This window comes from Streptomyces sp. NPDC001744, from assembly GCF_042892575.1.
GTDB lineage: Bacteria > Actinomycetota > Actinomycetes > Streptomycetales > Streptomycetaceae > Streptomyces.
Window position 1 is genome coordinate 313,004 of record NZ_JBIAUG010000003.1, and the last position, 19,816, is coordinate 332,819.

At 73.8% G+C, this 19,816-nt stretch carries 14 protein-coding genes; 5 read left to right on the forward strand and 9 right to left on the reverse strand.

Going from position 1 to position 19,816, the window contains the following annotated elements:
* Window positions 1-14: 14 nt before the first annotated feature.
* A complete protein-coding gene (locus ACFYZY_RS05830; RefSeq protein ID WP_388689858.1) occupies window positions 15-458 on the reverse strand; it encodes an ATP-binding protein in 444 nt (147 codons plus the stop codon).
* A gap of 747 nt (window positions 459-1,205) precedes the next feature.
* Here ACFYZY_RS05830 and ACFYZY_RS05835 point away from each other — a divergent pair.
* Complete coding sequence (locus tag ACFYZY_RS05835; RefSeq protein WP_388689860.1) at window positions 1,206-1,721, forward strand: MarR family winged helix-turn-helix transcriptional regulator; 516 nt, start codon at window positions 1,206-1,208, stop codon at window positions 1,719-1,721.
* Between the two features lie 179 nt (window positions 1,722-1,900).
* On the opposite strand, the gene ACFYZY_RS05840 is transcribed toward ACFYZY_RS05835, so the two are convergent.
* From ACFYZY_RS05840 to ACFYZY_RS05855, 4 genes are all read right to left on the reverse strand, one after another.
* Complete coding sequence (locus ACFYZY_RS05840; RefSeq protein WP_388689862.1) at window positions 1,901-3,100, reverse strand: PP2C family protein-serine/threonine phosphatase; 1,200 nt, start codon at window positions 3,098-3,100, stop codon at window positions 1,901-1,903.
* Between the two features lie 84 nt (window positions 3,101-3,184).
* Window positions 3,185-3,553 carry an STAS domain-containing protein gene (locus ACFYZY_RS05845; protein ID WP_388689864.1) on the reverse strand — a complete coding sequence of 123 codons (369 nt, stop codon included), beginning with the start codon at window positions 3,551-3,553 and terminating at the stop codon, window positions 3,185-3,187.
* 56 nt (window positions 3,554-3,609) lie between these two features.
* Window positions 3,610-6,099, reverse strand: a complete 2,490-nt coding sequence (locus ACFYZY_RS05850; protein WP_388689866.1) for a SpoIIE family protein phosphatase — start codon at window positions 6,097-6,099, stop codon at window positions 3,610-3,612.
* 105 nt (window positions 6,100-6,204) lie between these two features.
* Window positions 6,205-10,227 carry a HAMP domain-containing protein gene (locus ACFYZY_RS05855; protein ID WP_388689868.1) on the reverse strand — a complete coding sequence of 1,341 codons (4,023 nt, stop codon included), beginning with the start codon at window positions 10,225-10,227 and terminating at the stop codon, window positions 6,205-6,207.
* Window positions 10,228-10,552: 325 nt separating this feature from the next.
* Between ACFYZY_RS05855 and ACFYZY_RS05860 the strand changes: the two genes are divergently transcribed.
* Window positions 10,553-10,780, forward strand: a complete 228-nt coding sequence (locus tag ACFYZY_RS05860) for a DUF5133 domain-containing protein (protein ID WP_388689870.1) — start codon at window positions 10,553-10,555, stop codon at window positions 10,778-10,780.
* Between the two features lie 152 nt (window positions 10,781-10,932).
* Here ACFYZY_RS05860 and ACFYZY_RS05865 read toward each other — a convergent pair whose 3' ends face one another.
* Both ACFYZY_RS05865 and ACFYZY_RS05870 read right to left on the reverse strand, forming a co-directional pair.
* Window positions 10,933-11,094, reverse strand: a complete 162-nt coding sequence (locus ACFYZY_RS05865) for a DUF5670 family protein (RefSeq protein WP_388690000.1) — start codon at window positions 11,092-11,094, stop codon at window positions 10,933-10,935.
* Between the two features lie 166 nt (window positions 11,095-11,260).
* Window positions 11,261-11,611 (reverse strand): hypothetical protein, encoded by a 351-nt coding sequence (locus ACFYZY_RS05870; protein ID WP_388689872.1) that lies wholly within the window; start codon window positions 11,609-11,611, stop codon window positions 11,261-11,263.
* A gap of 241 nt (window positions 11,612-11,852) precedes the next feature.
* Here ACFYZY_RS05870 and ACFYZY_RS05875 point away from each other — a divergent pair, with 241 nt between their 5' ends.
* Both ACFYZY_RS05875 and ACFYZY_RS05880 read left to right on the forward strand, forming a co-directional pair.
* Complete coding sequence (locus ACFYZY_RS05875; protein WP_388689874.1) at window positions 11,853-13,583, forward strand: thiamine pyrophosphate-dependent enzyme; 1,731 nt, start codon at window positions 11,853-11,855, stop codon at window positions 13,581-13,583.
* Window positions 13,584-13,705: 122 nt separating this feature from the next.
* Window positions 13,706-14,515, forward strand: coding sequence for a TIGR04222 domain-containing membrane protein (locus ACFYZY_RS05880; RefSeq protein WP_388689876.1), 810 nt, complete (start codon window positions 13,706-13,708; stop codon window positions 14,513-14,515).
* A gap of 39 nt (window positions 14,516-14,554) precedes the next feature.
* Here ACFYZY_RS05880 and ACFYZY_RS05885 read toward each other — a convergent pair whose 3' ends face one another.
* Window positions 14,555-16,642, reverse strand: a complete 2,088-nt coding sequence (locus ACFYZY_RS05885; RefSeq protein ID WP_388689878.1) for a SpoIIE family protein phosphatase — start codon at window positions 16,640-16,642, stop codon at window positions 14,555-14,557.
* Between the two features lie 13 nt (window positions 16,643-16,655).
* Window positions 16,656-18,245: an oleate hydratase gene (locus ACFYZY_RS05890; protein ID WP_388689880.1), complete on the reverse strand. Its 1,590-nt coding sequence runs from the start codon at window positions 18,243-18,245 to the stop codon at window positions 16,656-16,658.
* 474 nt (window positions 18,246-18,719) lie between these two features.
* On the opposite strand from ACFYZY_RS05890, the gene ACFYZY_RS05895 reads away from it, so the two are divergent.
* On the forward strand, window positions 18,720-19,781 hold the full coding sequence (locus ACFYZY_RS05895) for a nitrous oxide reductase family maturation protein NosD (RefSeq protein WP_388689882.1): 1,062 nt from the start codon (window positions 18,720-18,722) through the stop codon (window positions 19,779-19,781).
* Window positions 19,782-19,816 lie beyond the last annotated feature (35 nt).

Below are 19,816 nucleotides of genomic sequence, written 5' to 3' on the forward strand. Positions count from 1 at the left end.
TCTCCCGCGCGCGTTCAGCGGAGGGAGAGGCGGGCCCTGACCCGCTTTCCCGTGGGGTGCGGCTCCACGCTCACGCTCTCGCAGACGGCGACGACGATCTCCACCCCGTGCTGGCCGATGCGGCCCGGGTCGTGCCCCCTCGGAACGGGAGAGGTCTCGAGGCGGTCGAACACCGAGATCTCCAGGGCGTCCTCGAAGAGGTCGAGCAGGAGCCGGCAGGGACCGGGGGCGTGCCGTACGGCGTTGGTCACCAGCTCGCTGACCACCAGGCGCGCGAGGTCGATCCGCTCGCGGGTCACCGGCCCGTGCTCCGGTGACGGGGAGGCGGTGAGGAAGTCGACGGTGAAGTCACGGGCGGACGCGACCATGCCGCCGTCGGCGTCCACGCCGTCGTAGTCGACACTCGCGGACAGCACGGGCTCCCGTGTCGCGCGCTCCGCGGCGATCGTCTCCGTCATCGGCCTGCCTCCCCTCACACGGCTCCGTGCCGCGCTTCGTACCTCATCCTGCGCCCCTTCCCCTCTCTGCGGTTTCCACACCGCGCGGGGCCGGAAATGCGGACAAGAGCGTAATCCTTGCCGGCGGAGAGGGGGCCCGTGCGTCCATGGTCCTCCCCCGGAGCCGCGTCCTCGTCGGCGGGGTGCGGTCCGCGCCGGTCCGGGCCGGGGTACGAGGACACCGTCCGGCGGTCCGGCGGGAGGTCCCTCGCGGCGCCCGGCCGTCGCCCCGGAGCGTGCGGGAAGCGGGCGGCACGCCGCCCGGCCGACCGGGAGGCGACCCGGTCGGAAAAGAGGACGATCACAAGGACACCACATCGTTCGCCTCGAACCGTCACAGGAAGGTGTGCGGTCACCGTGGGCCCGTCACCACCGAAAAGATATGGTTGCGGGGTGGAGGAAGCGCGATCCCCCGGGCCCCGGGCCCACGGCCACGCGCCGCGCCCCCGCCGGAGTCCGTGGAGGCCCGGTGGGACACAGAGCGACGTGGGTCCGTGGCCGACGGGCAGGAGATCGACGGAGAGCGCTGTGCCGAAGCGATACGGAGGGAGTCCGGAAGGCGGTGTGGCGACACCCCGCGCGGAGCGCGTTCCGCCGTCACGCCCCGACCCGCCGAATCCGTACCGCCTTCTGGAGAGATGTGGAGATGACCGGTGCGTCGCGAGGCCGACGCCCTCGGCCCCGGACGCCTGAGGAGTGTCGGTAGCCATGGACACCAACCCCGCCCCGTCCCGACGGGAGCCGCAGGAGACGACGCAGGCCGCCCGGGAGCTCATCGAGCTCCTCGAAGTGCTGTGGGAGCGCGGCCGGGACATGGTGTCGTCGACACCGGTGTCGGCGTCTCAGCTCCGCGTGCTGTACAGCCTCGACCGCGAGGAGGGGATCAACCTCCGCGCGCTGGGTGAACTGCTCGGCTCCGCGCCGCCCTCGGTGAGCCGTATGTGCGACCGCCTGGAGGCGCTGGGGTTCGTGCAGCGGCTGCCCAGTCCCGTGAGCCGCCGACAGCTCGAACTCCACCTGACGCCGCGGGGCAAGACGTACCTGCGGGACCTCCGGGCCCAGCGGGAGGAAGCCCTGTTCTCCGTCATCTCCGCCATGACGCCGGCGAGTCGCAGGGCGCTGCTGCGCGGGCTCACGGGGTTCCACGAGGCGCTGGAGCAGGAGAGACCCCCGGCCTCCCCGTCGCGCGGAAGCCCGCCGCTCAAGGGCGTCCGGTCCGCCTGACCCCCGCGCACCGCGCGCCGCGCCCGTCCGTGTGCCTCGCGCGTCCCGCGCGCCCCGTATTCCACGCGTCACCCCCGCTCGCCCACGACGTGTCCGCCCCGGGTGCGAGCCGGGTGCCACTTCCCCAGAATACAGTTGCCTCGTAGCAACTGTTGTCCGGGTGTACCGGTGAGTACGCCTCAGAAGTCGCCGGTCTCCGGGAAGTCGGGGTCCGGCCGTCCCCGCCGTCCGTACCAGTCGAGGCAGACGACGAGCGCGTCGTCCTCCAGCGGGCTGTCGCCGTGGTGCGTGGCGAGTTCGCGCAGGATCGCGCCCGGGACCTGGGTGGGGGGCAGCAGCATCGTGGCGAGGAGCGCGCGGGACAGCGCCCGCTCGCCGTAGCTCTCCCCGCCGGGGGAGGCGGCGTCGTACACGCCGTCGCTGCCGAACAGCAGTCTGTCCCCCGGGCGCACCGCGAAACGCTGCGGGACGTAGACGGAGTCCTCGAACATCCCCAGGGGAAGCTGCGCCTCGAACGGGACGGGCTCGACGGAACGCTCCCGCAGGCGCCACAGACGCGGGGAGCCGGCGTCCACGGCCTCCGCCTCCCCGGTGGCGAGGTCGAAGCGCAGCAGGAGGACGGAGACGAAGGCGGCGCCGCCGTACCGCGCGTACACCGCCTGGTCCGCCAGGGCCGCCTGGTCCGCGAGGCCGAGTCCGGCGCGGCGGGCGTTGCGGAGGGCGTTGAGGGCGAGGTTCGTGAGGAGGGCGGCCTCGACCCCCTCCCCCATCCCGTTGGTGACGGACAGGGTCAGGTGGTCGGCGGAGACCGACCAGTCGTAGTTGTCCCCGAAGGTCGCGTAGGCGGGTTCCAGGTGCGCGCCGAGGGCGAACTCCGGGCGGGCGCAGGAGCGCCCCGGGAGGAGCTGCCACTGCATCTCGGCCGCCAGCGTCAGCCGGGCGGCCCGCCGTGCCCTGTCGTAGAGGTCCGTGTCCCGTTCGGCCACCAGGATCTCGTGGCCGAGCGCCTCACAGACGTGCCGCAGGTCGGCGAGCAGGGGCACCAGGTCGCCGACCTGCGGCACCGTCACGGTGAGGACGCCCGTCCGCTCCCCCCGGACGGTGACCGGGAGGTGCGCGGAGAGGCCGTCGGCCTCCTCGGTGACGTACGGCTCCTGGGCTCCGAAGGCACGCCCCTGCGGGCTGCCGTGGACCGGGACCGGCGGGGCGGAACCGGGGACGCGTTCGACGAGCTGGAGCGACCGCAGCGCGTAGTCGGCCAGCCGGAGTTCCACCCGCAGGGCGCCGTGGCGCTCCCGCAGCAGGTCCGCCACGACGTCGACCAGCAGGTGCGGAGCGGCCTGCCGCAGCGCCTGCTCGACGCCGGTGATCCCGTCCACGTCTCCCCTTCTCTCCCTTTCCCGTCCTTCTTCCCCTTTTCCCCGTGCGGCCCCGTCCGCCGCCGGACCGTGCCCTCTCCGGGTCTAGCCCGCGCGGCCCGCCGCGACGAGCGCCTCCGTCACGTCGGCGTGGAGGGGCGTCGTCGTCGTCAGGCCGGTGATCTCCAGGATGCGCCGTACGGCCGAGGTCGGGGCGGCGAGGTGGAGGTCGCCCCCGGCGGCCCTGGCGTCCCGTCCCGCGCCGATGAGGACGTTCAGGCCGGACGAGTCCATGAAGTCCAGGGAGGAGAGGTTCAGGACGAGGTGGCGGCGGCCCTGCCGGAGCTGGTCGTCCAGGTGTCCCCGGAGGAGGCCGGCCGTCTCGATGTCGAGCTCGCCCCCCACGGACAGGACCGCCGTGCCGGCGTCGCGGACCTCGGCCTCGACGTCCAGGTTCACTTCTCTCACGGGCATGCTCCCTGTTTTCCACGGATGATGGGGAAGGTTCGTGCGGACGGGCGGACGTGTGGTCAGGAGACCCGCACGCCGATCAGGCACGTGTCGTCGTCGGTGTCGGACTTGCTGTGCGTCAGCAGGACGTCGAGCCGCCGTTCGAGGCTGTCGGCCGGCGCCTGGGCCGTGACCAGCAGTTGCGTCAGGGAGTCGTGCACGGAGGTGTCGCGGCGTTCGACGAGGCCGTCGGTGTACATCAGGACGGTGTCCTCCGGCTCCAGCTGGATCTCCGCCTCCTCGTACTCGGCCTCGGCGAGGGCTCCGAGCAGCAGCCCCTGGAGCAGCGGCAGCGTGTTGGCCTCGGCGCCCCGTACGAGCACCGGCGGCAGGTGCCCCGCCCTGGCCCAGCGCAGGGTGCGGGCCTCGGGGTCGAAGACGCCGCAGACGGCGGTGGCCGTGACCTGCGCGGTGAGGTGGTGCGCCACGTCGTTGAGCCAGGACAGGAGCTGGGCCGGGCCCGCCCCGGTCACGGCGAGGCCGCGCAGGGCGTTGCGCAGGACCACCATGCCGGTGGCGGCCTCGATGCCGTGGCCGGCGATGTCCCCGACGCACAGCAGGATCTTCTTGGACGGCAGCACGACGGCGTCGTACCAGTCGCCGCCGACCAGGGACTCCGTCTCGGCGGGCCGGTAGCGCACGGCGACGTCGAGCCCCGGCGCGTCGAGCGGGGCCGTGGTCGGCGGCATGATGGCGTGCTGCAACTGGAGGGCGAGGCGGTTGCGTTCCGCCGACTCCTGCTCGGTCATGGCGAGTTGGTCGCGGGTGGCCGCCAGCGCGACCTCCGTCCAGTGCTGGGCGGAGATGTCCTGGTAGGCCCCCCGTACGGCGAGGAGCCGTCCGACGGGATCGAGGGAGGGTTCGGCGATCACCCGGATGTGCCGGGTCACCCCGTCCCCGCGCAGCATGCGGAAGGCCGCCGAGTTCGCCCGCCGCTGGTGCAGCACGGTCTGGAGGAAGCGGCCGATGGCGTCCGCGTCGTCGGGGTGGGCGTGGGAGGCGAGATCGCGCAGGGGTACGGGCCCCTCGGTGATGTCCCGCCCGAAGAGGTCGAAGAGCTGCCCGTTCCAGGTGATCTCCCCGGTCGGCACGTCCTCCTCGAAGCCTCCGATGCGGCCGAGGCGCTGGGCGTGCTGCAGCAGGCTGGCGAGCCGGGCGGTCTCGTCCTCGATGCGCCAGATGAGCAGCACGCTGTCGCCGTGCCGGCTGATGCTGATGTCGGCGGCGGACGCGAGCGGCACCTGGTCCACGAGGGCGGTCAGCCGGGTCCGCCGGGCGCGGAAGGGCTCGCCGGTGGCGTAGACGCGCTCGATCCGCTCGAAGAGTTCGTTGTCGCCGGCCGTCGTGGGGTACGCCTCCAGGAGCAGGGCTCCGTCGACGGCGCTCCGGGAGCGGCCCGCCGGGTCCTGGAAGTGCTCGTTGGCGTGGCGGATGCGGAAGTCCCGCAGGCCGCCCTCCTCGTCCAGGTGCGGGGTCAGGACCAGGGCGGGGTCGTAGAGCCCGTCGGCGATCTCCAGCAGTTCCGACATCCCGGCGGGCTCGGGCGGGAGGGCCCGCACCCGTACCGGCTGGACGGGGAGGGTTTCGAGCGTGTGGGCGCACAGTTCGGCCAGGGCCTCGACCTGGCGCTCCACGGCCCGGGGCTGGGGGCCCAGCGGCCGGGGCCAGCAGATCTCCAGGACGCCGTGGATGCGGCCGCCGGTGCCCGCGGGCACCGCCACCCGGCCGCCCGCGGGGTGGCGGGTGTGGCCGATCGAGGGGGGTCCGGCGGCTTCGAGCGAGGGGAACCAGACGGTGCGGCGGCCGGTGAGCGCCTGCCGGGCCACGGTCGTCACCCCCGGCGGTACGTAGCGCCAGCGGGCGGGTTCGTCGGCGCCGAAGCCGGCGTGGCCGCAGAGGGTCAGGGAGGCGTCGGGGCCGGTGGTCCAGATGGCGACGGCGGTGGCCCCCAGGGGGGCGAGGGCGTGTTCGAGCAGGGACTCCGCGACGGCCTGGCTGTCCCCCGCGTTGAGCGCGGCGCTCTCGGCCGTGCGCAGGCGCACGGCGACCGAGGCGCCGGCCTCCGCGTCCGGTCCGTCCGCCGCGTCCACGGCGCGGCGGACGAAGTCGTCGGTGACCTCGGCGACCCGGTCGCGGGCGGCCTGGTTGATGATGTCCGTCGCCAGTTCCAGCTGCGAGAGGCCCGCCCGGTCGGCCAGGGCGGCGAGTTGCCGGGCCGCCTGCGCCGGGCCGCAGCCGAGCCGTTCGACGATGACGCCCTTGGCGAGTTCGATCAGGGCGCGCCCCTCGGCCGCGGCGTGCGCGGCGCGGACCTCTTCGCGCAGCCGCTCCACCGTGGCGGCCAGCCGTCCGACGGCGGAGTGGCGCTCCGCCGGAGGGTGCTCCCCGTCCGGGAGGGCGGGGTCCGGGCGGTCGGGTCCCGGGTCCCGCGTGGTCCCGGCCGGACGCGGAGCGCCGTCCCCGCGGGGTCCGACGGCGGGGTCCCCGCCGTGGTGGGGGGCAGCGCTCATGTCGCGGACTCCTGGGAGACGGCGGCCGGGGGCCGCGGGGCGGACGGGAAGGGGGGTACGGAGCGAGGCCCGCCGACGGGAGGCGGGTCGGCGGGCAGGATACGGCTATCCGTCGTTCAGCCACCGGCGGATGCAGGCGATGAGGTCGTCGGCGTCGACCGGCTTGGTGACGTAGTCGCTGGCGCCCGAGGCGATGCTCTTCTCGCGGTCCCCCGGCATGGCCTTGGCCGTGACCGCGATCACGGGCAGTCCCGCGTGGGCGGGCATCTCCCTGATCCTGGCGGTGGCGGTGTAGCCGTCCATCTCGGGCATCATGACGTCCATCAGGACCAGGTCGATGTCGGGGTGCGCGGTGAGCGCCTCGATCCCCTTCCGGCCGTTCTCGGCGTGCAGGACCTTGATGCCGTGCAGCTCCAGGATGCCGCTCAGGGCGTAGAGGTTGCGGGCGTCGTCGTCGACCACGAGCACCGTGCGTCCCTGGAGGTCGGTGTCGATGGTCTGGGGCGCCGGCGGCCGGTGCTCGCCGCGCACCAGGGGCACGACGTCGCCCGGCTGGTCGGCGGAGAGGTGCAGGGCGATCCGCTCGCGCAGCTCGTCGAGGCTGGAGAGCAGTTCCAGCGGACGCAGGCGGGCGCGCGTCTGGAGGGCCCGCTCGTGTTCGGCGGTGAGCCTGCGGTTGTTGTGGGCGAGGACCGGGACGTTGCGCAGGGCCTCGTCCCCGTCCATGGCGTCCAGGAAGCCCAGGGCCTCGCCGTGGGCCATGTCGACCTCGAGCACGACGCAGTGGAACGGCTGGGTGGCGAGGGCGGTCGCGGCCTCCTGGGGGCCCACGGCCGTGACCAGCTCGATGTCGTCCCGGTCCGCGCGGTCACGGCCGTCGGTCAGCTCGGCGAGGGCGTTCTCGGCGACGAGCGAGAGCAGGCCGCGCGGCCGCTCCTCGATCACGAGGAGGCGCCTGGTCTGCCGGGCCGCCGGAGCGGCGGGCAGGGCGGGGCGGGCGGTGGGGGCGTCGCCGGAGAGCTCCGCGGTCTCCGGCTCCTCCTCGGCCCGGGAGGTGTGGACGTGGGTGGACTGTTCCTTGAAGTCGGCGCGGGCGACGGGCAGGTAGAGCGTGAAGGTGCTGCCCTCGCCGGGTTCGCTGGCCACCGTGAGGGCGCCGCCGAGCAGATAGGCGATCTCCCGGCTGATGGACAGGCCGAGGCCGGTGCCGCCGTACTTGCGGTTGGTCGTCCCGTCCGCCTGCTGGAAGGCGCCGAAGATGGCCTCCAGGTGCTGGGAGGCGATGCCGATGCCGGTGTCCTTGACCCGGAAGGCGACGACGGGGCCGCCGCGGTGGACCGTGGCGGGCAGTTCGTCGTCCGAGGCGGGTTCGATGGACAGCTCGACGCTGCCGCGCTCGGTGAACTTGACGGCGTTGGAGAGCAGGTTGCGCAGTACCTGCCGCAGCCGGGAGTCGTCGGTGACCAGGTCCATGGGCACGCCGGCGGCGGTGGAGACGGTGAAGGCGAGGCTCTTCTGGGAGGTGAGCGGCCGGAACGTGGCCTCGACGTAGTCGAGGAGGCGGCGCAGCGCCACCCGTTCCGGGTTGAGGTCCATCTTCCCGGCCTCGACCTTGGACAGGTCGAGGATGTCGTTGATCAGCTGGAGCAGGTCCGATCCCGCCGAGTGGATGATGCCGGCGTACTCGACCTGCTTGGCCGTCAGGTTGCGGGTGGGGTTCTGGGCGAGGAGCTGGGCGAGGATCAGCAGGCTGTTGAGCGGGGTGCGCAGTTCGTGGCTCATGTTGGCCAGGAACTCGGACTTGTACTTGGAGGCCAGCGAGAGCTGCTGGGCGCGGTCCTCCAGTTCCTGCCGGGCCTGCTCGATCTGGAGGTTCTTGGCCTCGATGTCGCGGTTCTGCGAGACGAGCAGGGCCGCCTTCTCCTCCAGTTCGGCGTTGGAGCGCTGGAGCTCCTCCTGCTGCACCTGGAGCTCCTCGGAGCGGGCGCGCAGCTCGTCGGCCAGCCGCTGGGACTCCTCCAGGAGTTCGTCGGTGCGGGCGTTGGCGACGATCGTGCTGACGTTGACGCCGACCGTCTCCATGAGCTGCTCCAGGAAGTCCCGGTGCACGGAGGTGAAGGGGGTGAGGGAGACCAGTTCGATGACGCCCAGGACCTGGTCCTCGACCACGATCGGCAGCACGATCAGACTGCCCCCGGCGGTCTGTCCGAGCCCGGAGGAGATGTACACGTAGTCGCCGGGCAGGTTGTCGGCGGCGATGGTGCGGCGGCTGCGGGCGGCCTGGCCGACGAGGGACTCGCCCAGTCCGAACCGGTCGCGGCCGGGGCTGTCGGCGGGACGCCCGTAGGAGCCGACGAGCTTGAGCTCGACGCCCCGCGTGCCGTCCTCCGCCAGGTAGAAGGCGCCGTACTGGGCGGAGACGAGCGGGGTCAGCTCGTCCATGACGAGTTCGGCGACGACGGCGAGGTCGCGGTGGCCCTGCATCAGCTCGGAGATCCGGGCGAGGCTGGACTTGAGCCAGTCCTGTTCCTGGTTGGCCCGGGTGGTCTCGCGGAGCGAGCCGACCATCGCGTTGATGTTGTCCTTGAGTTCGGCCACCTCGCCCGAGGCGTCGACGGTGATCGAGCGGGTGAGGTCGCCCTCGGCGACGGCGCTCGCGACCTCGGCGATGGCGCGGACCTGACGGGTGAGGTTCCCGGCGAGTTCGTTGACGTTCTCGGTGAGGCGCTTCCAGGTGCCGGAGACGCCCTCGACCTCGGCCTGGCCGCCGAGACGGCCCTCGCTGCCGACCTCGCGGGCGACGCGCGTCACCTCGGCGGCGAACGAGGAGAGCTGGTCCACCATCGTGTTGATGGTGGTCTTCAGTTCCAGGATCTCGCCCTGGGCGTCGACGTCGATCTTCTTCGACAGGTCGCCGTTGGCGACGGCGGTGGTGACCTGGGCGATGTTGCGGACCTGCCCGGTCAGGTTGTTCGCCATCGAGTTGACGTTGTCGGTGAGGTCCTTCCAGGTGCCGGCCACGTTCGGCACCCGGGCCTGGCCGCCGAGACGGCCCTCGGTGCCGACCTCGCGGGCGACGCGCGTCACCTCGTCGGCGAAGGCCGACAGGGTGTCCACCATGGTGTTGATGGTGTCGGCGAGCGCGGCGACCTCGCCCTTCGCCTCGACGGTGATCCGGCGGGAGAGGTCGCCCCGGGCGACGGCGGTGGCGACCTGGGCGATGGAGCGCACCTGCCCGGTGAGGTTGGACGCCATCACGTTGACGTTGTCGGTGAGGTCCTTCCAGGTGCCGGAGGCTCCGCGCACGGTGGCCTGGCCGCCGAGGTTGCCCTCGGTGCCGACCTCGCGGGCGACGCGGGTGACCTCGTCGGCGAACGCGGAGAGCTGGTCGACCATCGTGTTGATGGTGTTCTTCAGCTCCCGGATCTCGCCGCGGGCGTCCACGTCGACCTTCTGGGAGAGGTCGCCCTTGGCCACCCCGGTGGCGACGTGCGCGATGGAGCGCACCTGCGCGGTGAGGTTGCCGGCCATGGAGTTGACGGAGTCGGTGAGGTCACGCCAGGTGCCGGAGACGCCCTTCACGTCCGCCTGGCCGCCGAGGATGCCCTCGGTGCCGACCTCGCGGGCGACGCGGGTGACCTCGTCGGCGAAGGAGGAGAGCTGGTCGACCATCGTGTTGATGGTGTTCTTGAGTTCCAGGATCTCGCCGCGGGCGTCCACGTCGATCTTCTGGGAGAGGTCGCCCCGGGCGACGGCGGTGGCGACCTGGGCGATGTCGCGGACCTGGGTGGTGAGGTTGCCGGCCATGGCGTTCACCGAGTCGGTGAGGTCCGCCCAGGTGCCGGAGACCCCGGGGACCTTGGCCTGGCCGCCCAGGGTTCCCTCGGTGCCGACCTCCCGCGCGACGCGCGTCACCTCGGAGGTGAAGAGGGACAGCTGGTCGACCATGCCGTTGAAAACGCTGGAGATCTCGCCCATCAGCCCGCCCGCCTCGCCGGGCAGACGGGTACCGAAGTCTCCGTCGCGCACGGCGGTGAGACCGGCCAGGAGCTGGCGCAGCTCGGCCTCGCCCACGGCGGCCGGCCCCGGCCGCCGTACGGCCGAGGAGCCTTCGATCGTCTCAGACATGCCTCATCCTCGTTCGCTCGCCAGGCGCCGACTCGGGCCTGAGCACAGCCGCGGCCCCGGTCGGACCACTGCCCCTCCCGTACGGACCCGGCCTGGACCGTTGCCGTACGACAATAAAGCCGACCCTACTCCCCCGGTGATCCTCCCGAGGAGAGTGGCAGGGAATCACACGGCCGGATCGGACCGTCACGGGGCTCCCCGGCGCCGCGCCCCCGAGGGGGCACGCACCCTTCCTGCCCACGCGGACCGCATGCAACCCGGGAACGGGGGTACGCGGCCGGTCGAGCCGGGCGGTCGGCGCCCTGTCTGCGAGGGGAGACCCACTGTGTTGATGGCCCATCCCGCGGTGCTGAGCAACCTGATCGAGCAGTACGAGACGCTGAAGGTGCTGCACGCGGAGAACGGAAGTGCCGAGGTGCGGCAGCGCATGGACGACATCGCGTACACGCTGTGCGTCTCCACCGGCACGCGCGACGTGGACACGGCGCTGGTCGCCGCCCGCCACCGCCTGCCCGGCGCGCGCCCCGAGGACGACTCGGTGCTGATGGCCTGAACCCCGGACGCCTCGAACCCGGCACGCCCTTCCCGGGCGGGGCCGGGTTCGGCCGTTCACGGGGCCGTACCGGGCGTCGGCGCCGGGGGGAACACGCGGCCGTGCCCGCCACCGTTTCCGGTGGCGGGCACGGCCGTGCCGGTGGGGACGTGTCACCAGCGGTACCAGCGACCCGATCCGCCCTTCGGACGGGCCACGAAGCCCACCAGCCACAGGACGAACACGATCACCGCGATCCACCAGAGGGCCTTCACCGCGAAACCGGCACCGAAGAGGATCAGCGCGAGCAGAAGAACAAGGAGAAGGGGAACCATGGTCATCGACCTCCGGTAATTCACGCACCCGCGATAACGGGCATTTTACGCGTATCGACAAGAAATGATGGAAAAGAAAAGAGAAAGGATGGCCCCGCCGGGGGCGGCTCCGGGAAGAGGCACGACTCCGTTCGTACGGCGCCGCTTCCGTTCCCGTACCTCCGCGTCAGACGCGACCGCCGGTGAGGCGGGTGAGGGGGCCCCGGGAGCGCAGGACGGACCGGCGGCCCAGGGCGTACGCACCGGTGATCGCGGCCGCGGCGCCCACGGCGGTGCCGCCGACGGCGGCCCCGTGGCCGCGCGCGGCGGTCCACAGCCGTCCCCCCGCGTCCCGCACGGCGTGGACGGCCGTACGGCTCCCCGCGGCGGAGGACGCGGGCGGCCCGTCCGGGCTTCCGGGGGCCGCCGCGTCCGCATCGTGATCGGCGACGAGGCGGAGCCGGGCGCCTCCGGGCGCGGTCCGTGGACCGGACCGGGCGGGCCGGCGGCTGTCGTCGTTCTTCTCCGATGCGTTCATGCCCACCGTCTAGCCGGACCTCGCAGAAACAAACCCCGAGCCGGTACGAAGAATGCCGCGGGTGACGTCCCGGGACCGGGAGGCGGCCGGTCGCCGCTCCCGCATCACCGCCGTTCTCCTGGGCAGGCGGGAAGCGGGGGACCGGGACGCGGCCGGTCCCGACCGTTCCACCGCCCGCCCCTCCGTGAGATCCACGGGCTCCGCGCGACGCGCGGCCCGTGTCCTCGTGAAAGGACCTCCTGTGACACGCACCGTCGCCCGGGTGATCGTCGACGCCCTCGCGGACCTCGGCGTCGGCCACGTCTTCGGCGTGGTCGGCGACGCCCTCAACCCCCTCACCGACGCCATCCGCACCACGGACGGCATCGACTGGGTGAGCTGCCGGCACGAGGAGGCCGCCGCCTTCGCCGCCGGGGCTCAGGCCCAGCTCTCGGGCCGCCTCGGCGTCTGCATGGGCACGGTGGGGCCGGGCTCGGTCCACCTCCTCAACGGGCTGTACGACGCGGCCAAGAGCGGCGCCCCGGTCCTCGCGATCTGCGGCCAGGTCCCGCTGTCCGAGGTCGGCGGCGACTACTTCCAGGAGGTGGACAACGACCTCCTGTTCCGGGACGTGGCCGTGTACCGGGCCACCGTCACCTCCCCCGTCCAGATGCCGAGGCTCCTGGAGTCGGCGGTCCGGGCCGCCGTGACCCGGGGCGGGGTGGCGGTGCTCACCGTGCCCGGGGACCTCGGCGACCAGGAGGTCGGGGACGACCGCCCGCCGCGGTTCGCCCTCCCCCGCCCCGCCGTGACCCGCCCCGACGACCCGGCCCTGGCCGAGGCCGCCGAGGCGCTCCGCGACGCCTCCCGGGTCACCCTGCTCGTGGGGCGCGGCGCCCGGGACGCCCGCGAGGAGGTGCTGCGCCTGGCCGACCACCTCGCGGCGCCGATGGTGCTCACCCTCAAGGCGAAGGAGGGCTTCGAGGAGGACAACCCCTACGAGGTCGGCCAGACCGGCCTGATCGGCAACCCGGCCGCGGCCCACGCCATGGACGCGTGCGACACCCTGCTCATGCTCGGCACCGACTTCCCGTACCGCGACTGGTACCCGGAGGGCCGGCGCGTGGTCCAGATCGACCTGCGGGAGGAGCACCTGGGGCGGCGCGTCCCGGTGGACGTGGGCCTCGCCGGGGACGTCGGCGCCACGCTGCGGGCCCTGCTGCCGCTGCTCGCCCCGATCGGAGACCGCTCCCACCTGGACGGCGCCCGCGAGCGGTTCCTGCGGTGGGAGGAGGAGCAGGCCGGTCTCGCGGATCCGGGCCACGACAAGAAGCTCGTGGGACGGGTGCGGGCGGTCTTCGACAACCGGGACCACGACATCCGGCCCGAGGCGCTCGCCAGGGCCGTGGACCGGCACGCGGCCGAGGACGCGGTCTTCACCTCCGACACCGGCATGGCCACCGTCTGGCTGTCGCGTTTCGTCCGCATGCGGGGCGACCGCCGCCTGCTCGGCTCGTACAACCTGGGTTCCATGGCCAACGCCATGCCGCAGGCCCTCGGCGCCCAGCTGTGGGACCGTGACCGCCAGGTCGTGGCGTTCTGCGGCGACGGCGGGCTGAGCATGCTCCTCGGCGACCTGATGACGCTCCGGTCCGAACGGCTCCCGGTCAAGCTCGTCGTCTTCGACAACCGGCGCCTCGGGATGGTCAAGCTGGAGCAGGAACAGGCCGGTCTGCCGGAGTTCGGCACCGTCCTCGACAACCCGGACTTCGCCGCCGTCGCCGAGGCCCTGGGCCTGACCGGGATCCGCGTCACCGACCCCGGGGACCTGGACGAGGCCGTGCGCCGGGCCCTCGGGACTCCCGGGCCCGTCCTGCTCGACGTGCTGACCAACCCGCAGGAGGTCGCCGTCCCGGGCAAGCCGACCGTCTCCCAGGGATGGGGCTTCGCCATCGCCAAGATCAAGGAGAACCTGCCGGGCGCGGGCGGGTGACCGGAAACGGCGCCGCGGGCCGGTCCCGGGGCGGCGGCACGCCGCGCGCCCTGTGCACGCGCCCCCTCCCGGCGGACAACGGGCCCCGGACGGCGGGGAGTTCCGGGTCACGAGGGGGGCTCATGTGGTGGTGGCTGGGCGGGGGCATGTGGGGGGCGGTGGGCGTGGCGTCGTTCGGCTTCTGGGTGTCCCACCACAGGCTCCGGACCTACCGCCCGCCCCGGGCCGCGCGGGGGGAGGGCGCTCCGGGCCCCTACGCGTACGCGTACCTCGTCGGCGGGCCCCGGCAGGTGGCCCGGACCGCGCTGACGGCGCTGCGCCTGGCCGGTCTGGTCACCGTCGTGGGGAACCGGATCGTCCGCGCGGACGGGGCCGGCCGTGACCTCCCGGCCGGCCCCGTGGAGGCGGCGGCACTGGCCCTGTGCCGACCGGGGCGCGGCCGGCGGGGGACGGCGACGGAGCAGCGCGTCGGGGGGAGCCGGGCCGTGCGCCGGGTCGGCGCCTCGCTGGGCGAGGGGGGACTGATCCCGCACCCCCGTCTCACGGCCCTGCGGGAGGGCTGGGGAGGGGTCGTGGCGCTGACTGACCTCCTGGCCTTCCCCCTGGGCATGATCGCCCTGGGGTCGCTGGATGATCCCCGTCAGGGCACCGCCGCGGCCTGGACGTCCCTGTCCCTGGTTCCCGCGGTGATCTCCCTGGTGCTCGTCCACCGTGCCCCTTCCCCCTCGGGGAAGCCCGCCGAAGCGGTCCGCCGCCCGGTGGGGACTCCCCCGTCCGGGGCGTCCGCGACCGACCGGGTCCTGTACGAGGTGGCCGCCCACGGCACGGCGGCGGCCGCCATGCCGCAGGACCTCCGCCGCGCGCTGTGGCGCCCGGCGCCCTCGGAGCACGTGCCCGACGACCCGCCGGGGCTGGGAGGGGCGGGTCTCTAGGGGGCGCCGTGTCCGGGCCGGTTCCGCACCCCCCCGGTCTCAGTCCGTCCCGGCCGCCACGCCCGCCTCCTCCGTCCCGGCCGTCCCGTCCTCCTCGTCCGTTCCGGCCGTCCCGTCCTCCTCGTCCGTTCCGGTGGCCCCGTCCGTCCCGTCCGCCTCGATCTCGGCCCACACCGTCTTGCCGTTCTCGGTGTGGCGCACGCCCCAGTTCTCCGCGAGGGCGGCGCAGATCAGCAGTCCCCGGCCGCTCTCGTCGACCGCCTTGGCGTGGCGCAGGTGGGGCGCGGCCTGGCCGGCGTCGCTCACCTCGCAGACCAGCGCGGTGGAGTCCCTGATGAGCCGCAGGGTGACCGGCTCGGCCCCGTAGCGGATGGCGTTGGTGACGAGTTCGCTGACGAGGAGCGTCGCCGTGAACGGCTCGACGGGGTGGTTCCACTCCCGGAGCTGTTCCTCGACGTGGGCCCGCGCGATGCCGACGGCGGAGAAGTCGAAGGGGACGGGCCACTCGGCCAGTTCGTCCGGCGGCAGGTACCGGGTGCGGGCGAGCAGCAGGACGCGGTCGGGGGCGAGGAGCCGGGCCACGTCGTCCGCCATGGCCGCCGGGGGGCGCTTCGGGTGCGCGAGGGCGTTCACCAGGTCCTCCGTCCGAACGTCGCCCTCGCCGGACGCCATGCAGAGGGTGCTGCCCTCGGGGAGGACCGTCGAGGCGCAGGCGAAGGGGGGTCCCCCGGCCCCCAGCAGCGGCCCGTCCCCGACCGGCCGCGTGTCGATCGAGCCGTCCGGGTGGACGACGGCGAACAGCGAGGTGCCGGCGCGCGCGACGTCGAGCCGCCCGTCGGTGGGGTCGTGCACGGCGATCGTGCAGCTCGCCGTCGCGCCGTCCTCGCCGGGCGGGCCGCCCGGCTCGGCGGCGAGGCGGAGGGTCGTGGCGTGGAGGCGGGCGAGCAGTTCGTGGGGGTCGAGGTCGAGGGTGGTGAGGCTGTGGACGGCCGTCCGCAGCCGGCTCATGGTGGCGACGGCGCTGAGCCCGGCGTTCTCGACCTGGCCGACGACGAGCGCGACGCGGGCCCCCGGCAGGGGAATGACGTCGTACCAGGCGCCGGCCCCGCTGCCGTCCGGCTGGTTGCGCTCGGCGGCGTCGACGGCTCTCTGGGTGGCCTCCTCCTGGCGCAGCGGCCAGCTCTGGAGCGCCGTCATGACGGTGTGCTCGCGGGTGAACCGCAGGGCGTTCTCCAGGCAGGTCGCCGTGCGGGTCGCGATGCTCTCGGCCAGGTCGAGGTCCTCGTCCCCGTACGGTTCGGTGCCGTCCGCGCGCTGGAAGACCACGGCTCCGAAGACCTGGCCGCGTACCGTCAGCGGTGCCACGAGCCGCGTGCCGCCGGTCCCGTCCTCCCGTTCCGGCGGGAGGAGCCGGGGTTCCGTGGGCAGTTCCCTGCCGAAGACGCCGGGGAGCAGGTAGGAGCCGGCCGTCGGGATGCGGGGGCCGCCGTCCGTCCCGCCGGTCGCGGCGCAGCGCAGCAGGGGGGACGGGTCCCGGGAGCGGAGGCCGGGCTCCCTGCCCCTCAGTACGGCGTCGGTGAGGGCGACCACCACCGTGTCGGCGAAGCCCGGCACGGTGACGTCGACCAGTTCCCGGGCCGTGCGCTCCACGTCGAGGCTGGAGCCGATCCGTTCGCGCGCTTCGTGCAGCAGCCGGAGGCGGGCCTGCGCCCGTTCCCGTTCGGTGACGTCGGTGCTGGTGAGGACCAGTCCCAGCACGTGTCCCGCGGCGTCCTGGAGGCGGTGCGCGGAGACGGAGAAGACGTACTCGCTGCGCGGGTCGGCGGGCGGCCGTCCCGTGACCAGGCGGTCGGTCACCGGGCGGCCCGTGGCGAGGATCTCCCGCAGCGGCTCCTCGTCGACGCCCACGCCGAGGGGGGCGTACGCCTCCGTCACCGGCAGGCCGACGATCCGTTCGGCGGGGACGCCGTGGAGGTCGACGGCGACCGTGTTCACGCGGACGACGCACAGGTCGGTGTCGAGGACGTGGAGGCCGATGTCGGACTGGGTGAAGACGGCGTCGAGGACCGCCTCGTCCCAGGGTTCCCACGCGGGGGACTCCGGGGAGTCGCCGGTGTCCGTGTTCATGCTTCTCCCCCCGTCAGGCGAAGACGGTGCTCAGGGCGGACCGGGCGGCGTCGGCGTCGGAGAGGCCGTGGTACACCGGCGGGATCTCCCTGTCGAGGCCGAAGTGGTGGTGGACGGCCGTCATGGCGGAGCGGACCGCGTACTCGGCGGTGGAGACGACCCCCTCGGGGAGTTCGACGAACCGGCCGAGGAAGGCGAAGTTCCGGGCTCCGTCCGGGACGACGCGGGGACGGTCCGGTGCGGCGCGGCGCTGGAAGGGGGCACCGGCGTAGGGCATCCGGACGGTGGTGATCCCGGTGGTGGACCGGACCTCGTCGGCGATGCCGTCGAGGCCGAGGTGGCCGAGGAGCTCGTCCAGGACCTCGGCGCCGGTGCAGTCCTCCATCCTCTTCGGCACGTGGTCGCCGGGGACGTCCCCGGCGAGGGCGTACCCCCACAGGGTGTACGTGTCCTCTCCCGGAACGTGGAGGCGGGGCCGGGCGGGCACTTCGAGCGAGAGCAGCCAGCGGGAGTCCTTCCAGGTCACCAGGGCTCCCTCGTCGGGGATGTCGCCGGTGTGCTTCTGGATGTGGTCGAGGAGCGCGCGGCAGGTCGTGGTGAGGGTGAAGAACTCCCGCCAGGTCTCGTCGACGCTGCCGCAGAAGGCGTGGGGACGGCCGAAGTCGGGGGCGTTCCCGGCGACCGACTCCCACAGCCGCCAGGAGCCGTCCCGCCTGTCGCGGACGAGTTCGGGCACGGTGGTGTCGTCGCCGTAGGTGGTGTCGGCGGTCGCCGAGCCGAGGGTGAGGAACGCGTAGTCGTCCTCGCCCAGTTCGATCGTGCCCGTCCCGGCCCCGTCCCGCCGCAGGTGCAGGCGGGAGAGGCGGCGGGCGGCGGGGCCCGAGAAGTCGGCGTCGGTGACGGTGGTCCCGCATTCGGTCCGCACGCCCCGCTCGGCGAGCCACCGGCGGATCGGGCGGACGACGGAGTCGTACGGGTCGTGCCCGCCGTGCCGGGTTCCGGGCAGGGTGTGGAGGCCGCCGAGCCGGTGGGCGAAGGCGAGGAGGTGCCGCTTGAGCTCGACGGCCGAGTGCCAGGTCTGGAACGCGAAGGTCGCGCGCCACACGCACCAGAAACGGGTGGTGAAGAAGTGCGGCCGGAAGAGGTCCTCGATGCGCCGGGACCCGATCAGCCGTTCGGGCAGGGCGAGCAGGCGGGCCATGTCGACCCGGTCGCGGGCGTCCAGGCCGGACTCCGGGGCGTCGGCGACCGTGCGGTCGCCGTCGACGACCCGGATCCTGGCGTGGGCGGGAAGTCCGGCGGGGGCGAGCAGCGCCCGGCGCACCGAGACCGCCGGGTCGTCCGGGGACGGGATCGTCTCCAGGAGGCTCCACAGGCAGACGCAGTGCGCCTCGTCGAGCATCCGGACGCCCCGGGTGGCGTACCCGCCCGCGCGCGCCGGGGCGGGGACGCCGGGCGGGGGTCCACCGGCGGCGGGCAGCTGCTCCAGGACGCGCACGTTCTCCCCCGGGAGCCCCGCGTCCCGCACGAGGAGGACGGCCGCGGCGAGGGAGGCGAGGCCGCCGCCGACCAGATGGACCCTGGAATGCTTCGTCGCCGGCACGGGCTGACCTCCGGTACGTCGTGGAACGGGCGGGAGCGCGCGGGTCCGGGCGCTCTGCCCCACGAGCCTCCCCCACATCCCCGCCCCGCGCGATCCGGGGGGCCGGGACCGCCGCCGTACGGTGGGCGGGGCCCCCGGACGGCGGGACCGGCGGGAGACGGCGCGCGGGAACGAAGGACGCCGGTACGGAACAGGACAGCGAGGACGTTTCCCTCGATCCCTCGTGGTTGGTCGCCCGTACGACCGGCGTTTCGGCGTACACCCGCGGGAAGGAGCGGTACCGATGTCGCATCCGCGACAGCCCGGGCCGCGACGCAGCGACAAGGGGGCGGGCACCCCGTCCGAGGCGGTCGCCCGCGCGTGGGGCCGGTACCGGGCCCCGCGCGTGGCACGTGGCGGATCATCCGGGGGACGGCCCGCCCGGCCGGGGGATCAACGGTGGCGGGCCGGGTGGCCCGCTCATAGCTTCGGCACATGACCCAACGACAGATCGCCCCCCTGGCATGCGCCGCGACGCTCGTGGTCGCCGGGCTGGGCGCCGCCGCCCCGTCGGCCGCCGGTCCCGCCGTGCACCGGGTGAAGCCCGGCGAATCCATCCAGAAGGCCCTGGACGCCGCGAGGCCCGGGGACACCGTCGTCCTCTCCCCCGGTACCTACCGCGAGAGCGTCACCGTCACGACGCCGGGCCTGACCCTGCGGGGTTCGGGCGTCTTCCCCACCGTCCTCGTGCCCGGCGGGACCAAGGGCGGCGCGTGCGCCGGGGCCGGCCACGGCATCTGCGTGACCGGCACGGAGGGGCGTCCCGTCGAACGGGTCACCGTCCGCTCGCTGACCCTCAGGGGCTTCGCCAAGAACGGCCTGTGGGCGTCGCGGACCGACCGGCTGCGGGTCCAGGGGGTGACCGCCGAGAAGAACGGCAACTGGGGCATCGCCCAGGAGCGGTCGGTCCGGAGCGTGCTGAGCGGCAACACCGCCCGGGACAACGGCGACGCCGGCCTCTTCGTGTCCAACACCACCGACACGGAGCAGGGGGCCGTCGACACCGGGGGGACCGTGATCAGCGGCAACCGCATGTCCGGCAACCGGATCGGCCTCACCGTGCGGCGCCTGCGGAACCTGACCGTCGACCGCAACGAGGCGACGGGCAACTGCGCCGGGCTGTTCGTGGTGGGCGACGAGTCCACACCGCGCGCCGGGGCGATGAGCCTGCGCCGCAACCACCTCCACGACAACAACAAGTACTGCCCCAAGACCCCCCGCCTGCCCTTCCTCCAGGGCTCCGGACTCGTGCTCACCGGCGCCGAGGAGACCCTGGTGACGGGGAACCGGGTCGAGGACAACAGGGGGACCTCCCCGCTGTCGGGCGGCATCGTCCTGTTCAAGAGCTTCGTGGGCGCCCTCAACGAGCGCAACGAGATCCGCGACAACGTCGTGCTCCGCAACGGCGCGGCCGACCTGGCCGTCCGCGACACCGGCGGGGGCAACACCTTCCGCGGCAACACCTGCGGGGTCTCGGAGCCCGCCGGGATGTGCTGAGCGGACCGCTCCCCCTTCCGCACGACCGTACCGAT